This window comes from Bacteroides gallinaceum (assembly GCF_030373775.1).
In the GTDB taxonomy this organism is placed as follows: domain Bacteria; phylum Bacteroidota; class Bacteroidia; order Bacteroidales; family Bacteroidaceae; genus Phocaeicola; species Phocaeicola excrementipullorum.
In genome coordinates this window covers 1-14,414 of record NZ_JAUDEN010000047.1, presented here as the reverse complement: position 1 = coordinate 14,414, position 14,414 = coordinate 1, and the positions used below count along the sequence as shown (strand labels likewise).

The 14,414-nt window shown below is 43.8% G+C and carries 7 protein-coding genes; all 7 read right to left on the bottom strand.

Annotation, left to right across the window (positions count from 1 at the left end; genetic code table 11):
- Positions 1-98 precede the first annotated feature (98 nt).
- Positions 99-1,148 (bottom strand): endonuclease/exonuclease/phosphatase family protein, encoded by a 1,050-nt coding sequence (locus QUW60_RS14540; protein ID WP_289561385.1) that lies wholly within the window; start codon positions 1,146-1,148, stop codon positions 99-101.
- 221 nt (positions 1,149-1,369) lie between these two features.
- The gene (locus QUW60_RS14535) at positions 1,370-4,288 is read right to left on the bottom strand and encodes a glycosyl hydrolase 115 family protein (protein WP_258337723.1); all 2,919 of its coding nucleotides are present in this window, start codon (positions 4,286-4,288) and stop codon (positions 1,370-1,372) included.
- Between the two features lie 63 nt (positions 4,289-4,351).
- Entirely contained in the window at positions 4,352-5,440 is a 1,089-nt protein-coding gene (locus QUW60_RS14530) for a beta-1,2-mannosidase (protein WP_491745710.1), read from the bottom strand.
- Positions 5,441-5,487: 47 nt separating this feature from the next.
- A complete protein-coding gene (locus QUW60_RS14525; protein ID WP_289561379.1) occupies positions 5,488-8,139 on the bottom strand; it encodes a beta-mannosidase in 2,652 nt (883 codons plus the stop codon).
- Between the two features lie 72 nt (positions 8,140-8,211).
- Positions 8,212-9,324: a glycoside hydrolase family 88/105 protein gene (locus QUW60_RS14520; protein ID WP_289561377.1), complete on the bottom strand. Its 1,113-nt coding sequence runs from the start codon at positions 9,322-9,324 to the stop codon at positions 8,212-8,214.
- 156 nt (positions 9,325-9,480) lie between these two features.
- Positions 9,481-13,491, bottom strand: a complete 4,011-nt coding sequence (locus tag QUW60_RS14515; protein ID WP_289561375.1) for a hybrid sensor histidine kinase/response regulator transcription factor — start codon at positions 13,489-13,491, stop codon at positions 9,481-9,483.
- 192 nt (positions 13,492-13,683) lie between these two features.
- Positions 13,684-14,340, bottom strand: coding sequence for a carbohydrate-binding family 9-like protein (locus QUW60_RS14510; protein ID WP_289561373.1), 657 nt, complete (start codon positions 14,338-14,340; stop codon positions 13,684-13,686).
- Between the last annotated feature and the right edge of the window lie 74 nt (positions 14,341-14,414).

The window sequence follows — 14,414 nt, the reverse complement described above, 5'->3', positions numbered from 1 at the left end:
ATGCAACTTTTTTCCGCGAAAGGCTCCGCATCAAGCTGTCTGCCTTGTCACTTTTCAAGAAAACAAACGCAGAAGTATCCATTTGACAGAATCCTAACCTACCGGCTACATCCGGCAAAAGCAAATATTGCCAGATTCCCTTTATGATCGCTTGGCCATACACACGCAGGAACCCAAATCGGGTCTTCCGAACCGTTTTCCTCAATACGCCCTCTCAACACGGTTTCTCTGGGACCCACCAAGACACACTTCTGCAGCTTTAAAGAGCTGCATGCCGGATAATAATAAATAAAATCAATCCGGTCCCGCTCATCAGCATCCGGTGCCCAAGACAATCTGTCAAGCGCATGGCGATTGCCGGCAGGAAAAGTAAAACCCGGAAAACGAACCGGATCCGGATGTTTCTCCCGATAAGCGTCCCTGAAGCCTGCATCCAGCAGCATCCTTGAACAGTCCCAATGAATAACCGCTCCGTTATGATCCCACAAGTGCCTGGTACTATCCTGCCAGTCCAAACAAGAAGGCTCGTTAAAGTCACCTCCTATAATTACTTCGCGACCGCATGCTATATCCTTTCTGGCCTCTTCTAGAAAAGCCGCAACCGACTCATCCCGATAAGCCAAACGATTGGCTGCCAAAACAGCCTGCTCATCTGTTACAGGCTTGTCAATCTTTTTCCAGGTTGTTCCGCTGTATCCACGGGGCATATAACATTCATAATGCCTATGATCCAAATGACAAGAGTAAAAAGCCACCTCTTTACCGCCTGCCGTAACCAGAAATTTCACCATTGTACGCTCTTCATTTCCGGGAACAGTACACAGTTTCTGTACTTTTTCCGGATGGATTTTGCTCAAAAAGCCGACAGCCAGATCAAAGGCCTCGCCATAATACAGCTTGCCCCTCTGCTTCATGTCCTGAATCACACGGTGCACGAACCTCTGCCCGCCGCTGATTTCACACAAGAAGACAATATCCGGATCAACCTCTTCCAAAAGATCAAGGAATCCCTGATAACCATCCGACACTTTGGATGTTCCGCCCCATAAGTTCAGCTGCAAGACCTTGATGCCTTTTCCACACGTCTGCGCCATATTGAAACCGAAGGATGCCGACAGACATAAAAGCAGGACAAAGAATTTCTTCATAATTTTCATAATACAAAAAACGCAGACAACAAAACCCGACGAGAGTGTATCAAAACACAAATCAACTTTCATTTTGTCATCCCAAGCAAAGCGAAGCAACTCGGGGACATAAGCTGATACATGCAGGACATTTCACTTCGTTCAACATAACATTACTTCTTGACAGTCAAATTTTATTTTGACACACCTTCTTGCAAGCCATGTTGTCTGCGGTTTATAAATCATTTCTTCATCACTCTTGTAGGAAGAGGCCCCGAATAAGACCGTTTCATGCCGCCAAAATCAAGTACAATCTTCTGCAACACCGTTCCGGCATCTCCACAGATAATCTTCACTGTATGCTTGCCCGGCTTGTCTATATGGAGCGTTGTCTTGTTAACGCGACAGTTCTTCAATACACTTTCATACCAGATCTGAGCATATTCAAACGAAGAGGTAGAAGGGTTCATCACCGGGCCTTCATCAATGCAAACTCCATACTTAGTTTCAATATTAGTGGCCTCATGACCGGCATATCCCCGATCCGAACTGGTTACAAACGTTGGCAACACATAAGTATAGACATCCACTGACCCTTGCTCGAAGGTATAAAAGTCATATTCCAGACGAGGCGTGTTACGCCCTCCCGTACGCTGGGGAGGAGCTGTCGGATTGCCCATCTGAACAGATACGTTCTCAACGCCCAGATTCGGAAGTATCATCATCTTAATGGCATCGTTCTCAACTTTGCGATGAAAGCCCGCCGCATCAATAGATACGTAACCGTTAGTTTCCACATACAGTGAGTCGAGGTCCGATGGCGAAGGCGGATTGAAGACAGACACCCACACGCTTTCTTTGTCACCGTTGTCCGATGTCACCTCCACCATGCCACAGACACGTTCGCCTAAAGGAGCCTTTTTCCAGTCGACAGACACTTCTATGCGATCTTCTGTGAACGTATTTCCTGCATATTTGTTCAGCAGAATCCATTCAGCCGAAACAGAAGCTTTCCACTTCAGAGCTTTGGAGCCTTTATTGAACACGTCTACATAATACGACACGTCCGGAAGATAGGCGCTGAAGCAAGGCAACGAATGAAAGTTCTTCGCCCCCTTCAACAGATCCTCCTGCTCAGCCATAACTCCCAGCGACGGCTCTGCGAGCAAATCAACGGAATACAATTTAGGCAGTTCAAAATAAGCTGCGGCGAAACCTTGTTTCATCGTCATAACGTGATTCCACTTCCCGCCGAGCAGGTCATTATAGCCCTGCGTTATAATGTTCAGGCTGTCATAACAAACCTTGACAGCATCGGCCAGCCGGTTTGCCGCTGCCCGCTGCTGGATGGCATACCAGCGATTGCGTTGCCCGTCCAATACCATACGGTTTAAAAGTTCGCATCCTTTCACCGGATAATACATGATCTGATAAAAGCAGGCCTTTTTTTCTTCGGGAAGTTCTTTATAAATACGTTCCGTTATGTCACTGATACGACGGTATTCGGCCAAACGGCGGTCTGCCTCCCGATAATTAGTCAAAGAAAAATCCGTATCCGTATTACGCTCGCGGCCATGCTTGTCTGTCGCCCACTGATATCCCCAGCCCATAAACTCAGGCCGGCGGACAAAAGCCAGTCTATAGAACGAGTCCCATACATCTGCATATTCGGCTTCATATTCATCGCCGATCAAACGGGATAACCATTCTGCGCGGTATGTGGCCGCACGATCCATGCTAAACGAATCAATGTCGTATGCCATCTCCAGAAAAAAGTCCACTGCAAATTCACACGACTTTATATCGCCGGCATTCAACAGCCAGATCCGATCAGCCGTCATGTCATACGCTTTCCGCAATTCTTCATACATCAGTGCAGGCGAAGTGGTGTTCATCCACAAATGATCATGCGGCTTGCCCAGATATGACGCATGGTAATAAACTCCTGAACGTCCCGAACGCTTCTGCTCCTTGGGGCTGCTCAACCGCTTCATGTAACCGTAATTGTCGTCCGGCCAGATGATAGTAACATCATCCGGCAACTCAAGTCCCTCGTCATATACGTCCAAAACCTCCTTATACGGAGTGAATGCCTGAGGTATTTCATTCGCCGGCTTCCCTGTCACATCGGCCAGCATCTTGCGCTGATTCATCAGTGCTTCCTGCAACATATCTTTCCTGGCAGACATGTCATTGCTTGCCTTCATCGCCTTGTCATGAAGCCCTCGCAAGGCCAGTGTATAAACATTCTCAAAAGGAGCACAAGCCTCAACGCGCAATTTCAATATGCTGTCAACGCCGCTGCGGTTGTTTACATAGTCCCACTCACCCATCGTTTTGCTATTCCACTCACTGGCCGTATTGAACAGCAAAGGTTCGCAATGAGAAGACCCCATCACTATCGCAAAACTATCTGCAACCAGTCTGTTTTCAGGAATCCGGTGAAAAGCCATCGAAGCGTCGTGCATGGCCGGACAGAGGTAATTGGCCTGCAAGCGCAGCAACAGTTCACAAACTTTGGCATACGTCTTTGGACCAAAGTTCCCCCGTTCTTTCTCGAAATTCAGTTTCGCCCAGCGATAGAGTCCCCAGTCTTCATCGTTTATAAAAATTCCCCGATATTTCACAGAGGGCTCTTTCGACAGTGTTTTATTCACTGCGAGATAAAGGTTCTTCTGCTTCCTGACCGGAACGTCAGCCCACCAATACCAGGGTGAAACACCTATAGCACGAGATACGGAGAGCAAGCCATATGCAGTTCCCCTACGGTCACTTCCTGCTATCACCAAAGCCTGCTTCACGCCCCGCAACGGACTTTTAACCAGCTGGATCACATAGCTTTCCCAACGTCCCGTCAGTCCAAGCGTGTCAATCTGTCCTTTAGAAACCATCTCATCAATCAGCCTATTATGCCCAACAGTTCCTACAATAATGCTATGATCAGCCAGCAGAGCCTTATCCGAACCATAAACAATTTTCTTTCCCGTGACCCGCTGTACATCATCTGCAAACAATTCTGACGATTTCTTTATCACAGAAAAGTCTGCTTCATCATAATATAATGAAGCACACTCCCTTGAATCCACCAAAGGAAATACATTGTCGCCATTGACCTTCAAGGAAAGAGAAACCTGAGCAAAGACTGCAGATGAAGCAATCATCACTGCTGCACCCGCTATAAATCTTTTGCAAGCATTCATAATAATAAATTTTAACAAGTTAAACTAGAATATATTCTCTATATCAGCGCAAACCGCCACACCGACCCGTGAATCGGCACAGCCATAATACAAATAAAGTTTACGCTTATAATATGCCAGTCCTTCAATAAAGACTGTGCCGTCTGCATACTGGCCGCTCTTTTCGAAAGAAGCTTCAGGAACAAAGAATGGTTTGTTCAAACGCCCGACAACCTTACACGGATCAGCCTTATCAAACAGCAGCTGCCCTCCACAATATGCTCCAGCATGATATAATGTATCACCCTTTATCCCACGCTCGTTCTTTCCATTATACAACAGGACGATCCCATGCTTCGTACGGACGGCAGGAGGACCGCACTCTGTCATCTGACTGTCAAAATATCCTTTTCGGGGAAGAGCAAGTTTCTTCAGCTGACGCTTCTCATCCAAAACGGGATACCAGTCAACCAGATTCTCTGAAACAGCCGCATGCACGGCATATTCCCCCCAATACATAAAATATTTGCCATCCACTTTATCAATGACAAGCCTGCCGTCTTTCACTTTCGTAAGTATAGACGCCGATTTACTGGGCATATCAGCAAAACGTCCGTCATATGCCTTCAAAAAAGCCAGCCCGTGTTTCGTCCAATGCTTCAGATCCCACGAAGTAGCGACAGAAAGACGGGGTTTTTTACGGTTCCAGGATGTATACAGCATCACGTATTGCCCTTCTTCTGTCATTGCCACACGGGGATCTTCGCATCCTCCAGGCCAGTCTATCTCTTTAAACGCATCATCGCAGGGATAAAGCACAGGAACAGATGACCGCGAGAAAGACAGCCCATCAGTACTTTCTGCATAGCCTATGCGGGAAGTCCGCTTGCCGATACCGACTCCGGACTTATCTTCTGCCCGATACAAAACAACGATCTTTTCTCCGGTTGCAACGGCTGCCGGATTAAAGACATCACCTTCTTCCCATTTGACCGATTGCTTACGCATGGGACAAAAAAAGTCTGTTGACGAACGGGGTTCAAGGACGGGATTCGCTCCCTCAGGACGGACAAACGGACCTAATGACCATGGATGTGACATATCTTCTTCTCCCGATGACGCAAAAAGCACCACAGAAAACGACAGTCCGACACCCAACAAAAAAGATCTCACCAAGCTATTCATTTCAATTTTCGGGTTACTGTTTCGACATTCCAACCTTTTATTCTCAATATCAGACCACCGGCCAAATTTCTCTCTGCCGTTTCAATGGTAACCGTTTTTACCTCTCCCGGCATCAACGAGAAGAAATTATCTGTATAGAACGAGGGGCGGACAGGCTGCATTTCAGCATTCAAAAATTGCAGTTGGTTGAAAAAAGCGATCTGCCTTGAAGTATTTTTCAATACCACATCAACCAAGCAGCGGCCATTGGCTATCTTCATTTTATAAGAAGATTTCAACCTGGAATGTTTCATATGCTGCAAATCTTCAAATCCCGACGTTGCTGGTCCTGTCAAAGTATTCTTTCCCTCATATTTATCTTTTGAACGCCAATAGAAATTTGAAGAAATTTCCTCTCCCTTTTCATTCTCCAGAGCCAGCCGTATGAAATGTACCTGTGAAATCTGTTCCGGGAAATCAATCCGGAAGACATCATTCACAACTCCATCACAAGGCAAATCAACTCTAGCTTCTTTTTCCCAAACCTTTCGGCTGTCCATATCATATACCACAGCCTTCACCCGGCAGTTGTCGAATGCCTTATAATAATCATTTACCACAGACACTGTATTTGTCAGATAGTCAAACTGGGCATGCAAAGGTTCCAAGGCATTCGCTGTATGATACAGAGAAGCCGTTGGCTCCAAAGACCAGTCCCACATTCTTGCCGAAACCTGCCGCACCGGACAATTGTGGTACCAGAACAGCACGCCCGAACAAAAGCGGCTACCATAATCCAGCTTATTATAGTTCCATACCTCCCAAATGCTCTTCGAATTGACAGCGCCAACAAGCTGCCCTTTGGCCGCAAACTCATCAATGGATTGCGACACGCCGTATTGATTCACCAGGTCTGTATAAAGTGTCGTCATGCCGTGAAAACCGTTTCCGTCCAAATAATCCCATACCTCTTTGTTTATAGGCCAAAGGTCTTTTTCGTCCATCATTTCACGGAGGATCTCAACTGTAGGCAGAGTGGGCGCACCATATTCCGGATTAAATCCATTGACCCGACTGCCGCGGGGAGAAGCAGTATCTTCATAATGCTGCATCGGATTAACTTGCTTATAAGGACTCCCGTCATGCACTCCTGCACATTCCGACTGCATCTGATACCCGCGCGTTCCATCCAGCTCTTCCAGCAGGGAAGACATTCCGCTCACTTCAGTACTTTCATTCGACGCCACATAGTAAGCCAGCGACGGATGATTCCGTATGCGCTTCACAGTAGAAGCTACGTTGCTAAAATACACACTTCTGTCCTGTGGATGCTTCGTATCTCCTGTCATCCAGAATTCCTGCCACACAAGAATGCCCAGTTCATCGCAAAGCTGGAAGAAATAATCTGATTCGGCTATGCCACCGCCCCACATGCGCAGCAGATTGATGCCTGCCTGACGTGTATACCGAAGCTCCGCATAGGTACGCTCGTCCGAATTGCGCAGCATGGCTTCAGGTATCCAATTGGAACCTCGGATAAACAAACGTTTGCCGTTCACGTAAAAGCTCCGCGAACCGTCCGGTGTGTTTACATCAGACACGATCTCTCTGATACCAAAAGTCGTACTGACAGAGTCACAGGGGTTATCATTTACATATACCGTCAGTTTCACTTTATATAGATTCTGCGGGCCTTTATTGACGGGCCACCACAGTCTTGGGTTTTTCATAACCAGCTGCGGATAATCAGCAGGTGCAAAAGTCAACAGTTTGCGTTCTCCACGCATCAGACTCACGTGTTGTTCAAAAATGATATCCTCGCCTACAATCTCTCCTCTGACCCTACAACGGACAGTACGGTTTGCATTAGACGGATTTATTACTTCTACAGATACTGTTTCATGCGCTTCATCATAATCAGGCTTCCGCAAGTCGGATTTCACAAAAGGATCCCGCAAAGCCACATCTCCTGTGGTATATAGCGAGATGCCCCTCCAGATTCCAGTGCAACGGTCACGGATACCGTCCATAAACGTAAAGTCCCACCCCACACTCATCAGCATGGTCGTATTCAAGCCAATGTTTCCGTTGCCGCCATTATGAAATTCGCCCGCAGCCCCCCATGTTTTCGGTGCTGTAGAACCAGGCATATCTACAGGATAAACCTTGATGGCCAAAACATTCGACGAACCGACATTGACAAAATCTGTTACATTGATGACTTCTTTGACGAACATCCCATTGATCATGCTCAGCAAATTCCCATTGACCCAAACCTCAGCTCTATAATTGATGCCATCCAACTGCATCCAGACATTCTTTTTGTCAAATGTTTCCGGGACAGCAAATTCTGTCCTGAACCAATAAGTATAAAAGTCCCTGCCTGTTTCTGAAATATCAGGAATCAGGTGAGAATCCAGCTTGTTGTTGATTCCATAATACGGTTCAGGATAAACCTTATTATAGACCAGCGAACGCAACACGGTGCCTGGAACAACAGCAGGCATCCATCCTTCCGTGCGATATCCCAATGTAGAAATATGCTTGCCATCGTCACTGAGATCTTGCACCCTCTTCATCTTCCATACATGGCAGCCCCCATGCACGGCGTCAGAAGCAAGCCATATACGGGCTGTATCCATAGCTTCCCGCCCCTTATGCTGCCCCATAACAGGAGCAGCATAAGGAAACAGCAAGATTATCAAAAAAGCATAAAGGAAACGCATAGCTTCTCTTCAAGATTATTTTTTCAATTGAGTCAAAGCTACAGCGCACCACAAATAAGGCGCCTGGCCATGATAATCGCCTACATTGCGCTTCCGGTCATAATAATACTGCTTGTCATTCTTTTTATTTGTACCGGTGCAAACATTACGTACATCTCCATTTTCATTTACATAAGCAACCATAGCCATCCATGCTTTACGAGCCACCGGCGCATATTCTTCAGCATCCAGCCAGCCATTCTTTATTCCTTCAATAAAAGCATATGCAAACATGGCCGAGCCTGAAGTTTCTATCCAGCAATCAGGCTGATCCAACAACTGGCGCCACATGCCCTCTTCTGTCTGAAACTCTTTCAGACTTTTCATCATCTTATGATAACCTTTCAGAATACGTGGACGATATTCACTGTCTTTAGGCAAACAACGCAACAATTCGGTCATTCCCGCAGCCATCCAGCCATTTCCACGCCCCCAATAGTACGGAACATCCGTTGCATGATAAAACAGGCCGTTCGGGCGCTGCAGTTCATCCAAATAAAGAACCATTTCTTTAGCTGCACGATCCACATATTTGCGGTCGCCCGTAACCAAATAGGCTTGTGTTTGCACGATTGTAATCATATACATATCGTCAATCCACAAACGTGACTGCCAGGAATATCCTTTTTCCGCCCATTCTTTTTGGCTGGCCGACGCATTTTCCGGAACTTCCCACTGTGTATCGGCATAAGGCATGCCCAAGTCATAATAACGTTTTTCTCCTGTTATCCTGTAAAGAGTCAGAGGCAGGCTTCCAAACATGTTTACATCTACATGATTCATAATAGGAAGCAAGGCTTTCTCTGTCGTGAACAAAGGTTCAAAACGATTCTGCAATTGTTTTACCAGCTCTTTATCTTTTGTGACATCGCCAAAATTCAGTGCTCCATTCCATGTAAACGTTTCCGGATAGCTTATCCATTTTCCTACATGCAACAAATGTTTGCCCCCCACAAAATGATAGGCCATCCGTTTGCCTATTACTTCCGGTTCATATCCTTTAGGAAAATCTTTCAACAGGTCAATCTGAGCAGATGCAGACTGAAACGACAACATAAGCGCAAACGCAGCAATAACTTTCTTAATCATACTTACTTAATTTATCGATTATTAATAAAACTTGTTTCTACAAAGTTAACTCGTATCCTTTTTTCAAACTATCACAGATATCCTAACTAATGAAAGAAATATCCCATTAAGCACTATATGATATGATTATTGCAATCAAAAGAAAGAAAAGCCACTCTATTTCACGAAGTCCTTTGGCAACATTCCGAATTGCTTCAGAAAACATTTGGCAAAGTAAGAAGGAGAGTTAAAGCCAACAGCGTAGCAAACTTCATTCACCCTGCATTTACCTTCCTTCAACAACTGAGCAGCCCGCTTAAGACGCTCTATACGCAAATATTCATTAGGAGTCAAATCCAGAACGCCTTTTATTTTGCGATAAAAGTTAGAACGGCTCATATTCATACAATCCGCCATATCGTCTGTTGAAAAGTCCGAATTGTTTAGATTTGCAGAAATAATGTCATTCAATTTCTTTATAAATTCTTCATCCGCTTTTGTCAGAGCCATCGTATTTACAGCTACAAATGGGGACTTTGCAAAAGACTGGCGCAACTTTTCTCTATTATTAATTAAATTAGCGATAACAGCCAATAAATATTCGGTTGAGAAAGGTTTTTCAATATAGGCATCAGCACCCATTTCCAGTCCCTCCAGCTTAGATGACATATTGGTTTTGGCGGTTAACAGTATAACTGGTATATGGCTGTAGTTCAGGTCAGCCTTAATCGTTTTACAGAGTTCGAAACCGTCCATCACGGGCATTACGACATCACTGATTACCAGATTCACAAAATGCTCATCCAGTATACACAAAGCTTTTTCTCCATTGGAAGCGGTCAACACCTCATATTCATTCGACAACTGACGAGCTATGAATGAAAGCATACTTGCATTATCTTCAACGACCAATAATGTCAGTTTCGCGGTTTTGATCTCTCCGCTATGCTCATTGCATAAATTGTCTGATTCCACACTGCCTACAGCATCCGACTCCAGAACAATCGTAGAAGAGTGCATAACCGGCAGCCTCAAACAAAATTCGTTCACATCATCCCTATCCGACATGAAAAGACTCCCCTGATGCAATTCCGCCAACGAACGTGATAGAGCCAGCCCTATGCCTGTGCCCGCAGACACTTGCCCGCCGCTCTGACCATCAAAACGAATAAAAGGCTTAAATATTTCCTCTTTCATCGCAGATGGGACTAAATTTCCATCATTTATTGCAGAAATCTGAAAATTCTGACCCGTAGAATCAACCTGCAGCCGAACATGTATATAACTGGCTGCATACTTCAAGGCATTATTAAACAGATTGCTGATAATCTTAGTGAATGCTTCTTTATTTACATGCGCATAAAAATCCTGATCGAAAAGTTCTAATGTAAAGTCCAGACCCTTTTGCCTTGCTGTAGAAGTAAAGCGCAAATGAGTTTCACGTAAAATTTCTGAAATATTACATTTGCTGAAATTTAAGCGGAAACCATGACTTTCCGCCTTTCTGAAATCCAACAACTGGTTTGTCAAACTCAACAGCCTTTCTGTATTTTGCTGCATAATATTTAAATCCTCCCATGTTTCAGAGTCCAGCCCGCTCTTTTTAAGGATATTCTCCAACGGACCCTTTATCAATGTAAGAGGAGTTCGTATTTCATGCGCAACATTTGTAAAGAAATCAAATTTAGCCCTATAAATCTCACGTTCTTTCTCCTGCTCAAATTTTTCAATCTGCCTGCAATGACGACGAATGCTTCGCTGTTTCAGATACCAGAAAACATAAAATGAACATCCCATGAATGTCAACGCATAGACAATATATGCCCATACAGAACAATATAGAGGAGGACGTATTTCAATCAACAGTTTTTTGCCCACTTCATTCCAAACCCCATCGCTGTTTGAACCTTTGACTTGAAACACATAATTGCCATACGGCAAGTTTGAATAACTGATCAAAGAGCTTTCGCGCATGAGCAGCCAGTCACTATCAAAACCGTCCAGCTTGTACATCAACCGATTCATCTTCGGAGCTTGATAGCTCAAAGCCGCTATACGCAAAGAAAATGAGTTTTGATCAGAGCGCAAAGATATTTTATCAGCAAAGGTTATGTTTTGTTTCAAAGGCGAATCTTCTTCCCCCACACGAACCGCTTTGCCAAACAACATAAAATCCGTCACTACAACAGGAGGAACATATTTATTTTCAGTAAAATTCTCTGGCGTAAAAGCTACAAAACCATTTGTACAGCCAAAATAAATCTTTCCGTCATCAGATATAAAACTCGAACGATAATTGAACTGGTCATCCAACAGACCGTTCGCCGTAGTATATACTTTCTTCACCACATTTTCCACGGGATCGAAACTAACAAGCCCACTATTGGTTGTCAGCCAAAACAAACCTTCTGTATCTTCGGCAATCTGATATACCACATCATTGGGCAATCCAACATTGGAATTATATGAAACAAAATCATCAGACTGCAGACGATACTTGCAAAAACCACCTCCTTGGGTTGTCAGCCACACCTGATGGCGTGAATCCTCAAAAATACTAAGAACTTTATCATAAGGAAGACTGGTTGTATCTCCCTCCACATGCATATAATTTTTCCATTTTTTCAGATTCACATCATAACACCAGGCTCCATTGGCATAAGTAGCCAACCACAAATTACCATTATAATCTTCCTTTATATCATAAACAAAACAACCTTTCAATTCCGGTATCTTATGAAAATCATCCGTTGTCCTGTCGTAACGCAGCAGGCCAAACATCGTTCCCAGATAAATATTGCCCGCATTCGTCCTGCAGATTGAAAAGATGCTGTTGTCTATCAACGTTCCTTTGGATTCTGTTTTCTGGTATGTCCTGACAATCTTTCCACTCCTGGTATCTATAATTTTCAGTCCCTTCGAAAAAGTACCTACCCATAATTCATTGTCAACCAAACATAATCCATGTATATTTGAGAATCTTTCGCTCGCCTCAAAAAAAGAAAACTCTCGAGTTGCTGGATTATACCGATTTAAACCGCCGTCTTCAGTGCCAATCCATAAGATACCCTGCTTGTCCTGGCAAAATTCACGAACCCGCATTCCGTGAAGACTTTTATCATCTGCCTTGGGATAATATTTTTCAAAATAGGTATAGGGCTGTGGGTAATAATTTACCCCTCCGAAATAAGAACCGATCCAGATTCCTCCCTCCCTATCTTTGCATAACGAATAAATCGCATTGTCTGAAAGCGAATAAGCGTCGTACATGGAACTGCGCAAGTGTACATAGTTGCTTGTACGGACATTATAAATGTAAATGCCCGATTCTGTCCCAACCCAAAGTTCATCTCCGGAGTTAACCAACAGATCCCTACAGTAAATATTTTCCTCTAATTCGTCTACGCTCAATATGCAACGAAGACGGCCTGATGTCAGATTCAATTCTTTAACGCCACGAGTCGATCCGATATACATACGATTGTAACTACCAACCAGCATTTTGACAACCACCTCATTATCGAATATTTCCTTGCCGTCTGCTGACAAATAAGAGTGAAGTGTAGAAAAACAATCTTTAGTATAATAAAGGCCATCACCATAAAAACCAACCCATATTGTTCCGCTGTTATCAAAAGCCAAAGATTGGACATTTGTCGAAATTCCAGGAAAATGCTGCAAAGAATAATTCAGCAGTATGTGATTTCGTAGATCATAACAAAAAACACCCTGCATCTCCACAGCCATCCACACACGTCCTTCATTATCTCCCACGATTGTGGTTACAGAACGTTCTATTCTTACACCGTCCTTACTAGATAATTTAAAATGTTCAAACTGATCTCGTTCAGGATAATAAATATACAAGCCCAAATCGGTTCCAACCCATATATGCCCTTCCTTGTCCTCATAAAGAGAAGTCACAAAATTATTTCCCAAACTATGAATATCATTGCTGTTGTATTTATACTGACGGAACAGCAAACCGTCATAGCGATTTAATCCATCCTTGGTTCCAAACCACATGAAACCTTCACGATCTTGCAATATAGCATTGACCGTATTTTGGGAGAGCCCATCCTCTACACTAAAATTTTTAAAGTAATAGTTCTGATTTATAGCCTGCAAATTGCAGCACACTATAACAGCAAACAAATTTATAAGAACAAAGAATATAATCTTTTTCATGGTAATGGTATATGCTAGTTCAATATTAGGATTTCAAATATAGAACAAAATATACCATACCCATGAAAAATATGTACCAATAAATACAAAAATAGTCTATTGCTCTTATATTACACAGCCTTGCAATCCCTTCACACCCATAATAAGAACCGCGCAAGGCTGGATACAGTACTGGTCAGAATCAATTATCACCTACTCAAAATGTACAGAACCAAAGAATTCCGGACAATGGAAACAGGGTTCCGGAAGATTTATCGGATTCCATGACAAGAAATGGGGAGTTGCCAACAGATCACCGCACTTATAAAAATTAGCACGCGCGGTCATTCCAACAAAGTGCTCAATTTGGTGACAGAAGAAAGCATCTGCAGGAATCAGCAGAGCCATCTGCCATTCACACTCTCCTATCCGCTCCTCAAAAGGAGCTTTTCCCAACGAGCTCCAACGTTTCACAGCCGATGTTACTTCAACAGGCGCATGTTCTCTCTCACCTTTACGCCCATAGCCTATCAATAACGTTCCCCCACAATTACATTCCAAATTATAATAATTTTCCTTATCTCCCGGAACTTGAAAAAAGAACTCGCAGCAGGAATCCTCCCATACACGTCCGTTATCAGAAGCAGCTACAGCACGTACACTCGCTTCTTTGACGCGATATTCCAACAGAAGACTCCTGCCTGTATGAGCAATTCGGAATTTAACATCCGGACAATAAGGATAATCTTTCCAATTCACACAGCATATAGGCTGAAAAACAACAGCAGATGCGTCCAACAGGGCTGGAATTTGTTGTGCCTCCAAAACTTTATCGTCACATGAAACCTTCGAAATACACATTGTTTTCATACAAATACAGATTTTTCATTGATAAGCACAAACTTAATAAAAATATTTGAAACGACATTGGTTTCCGGCCTAAA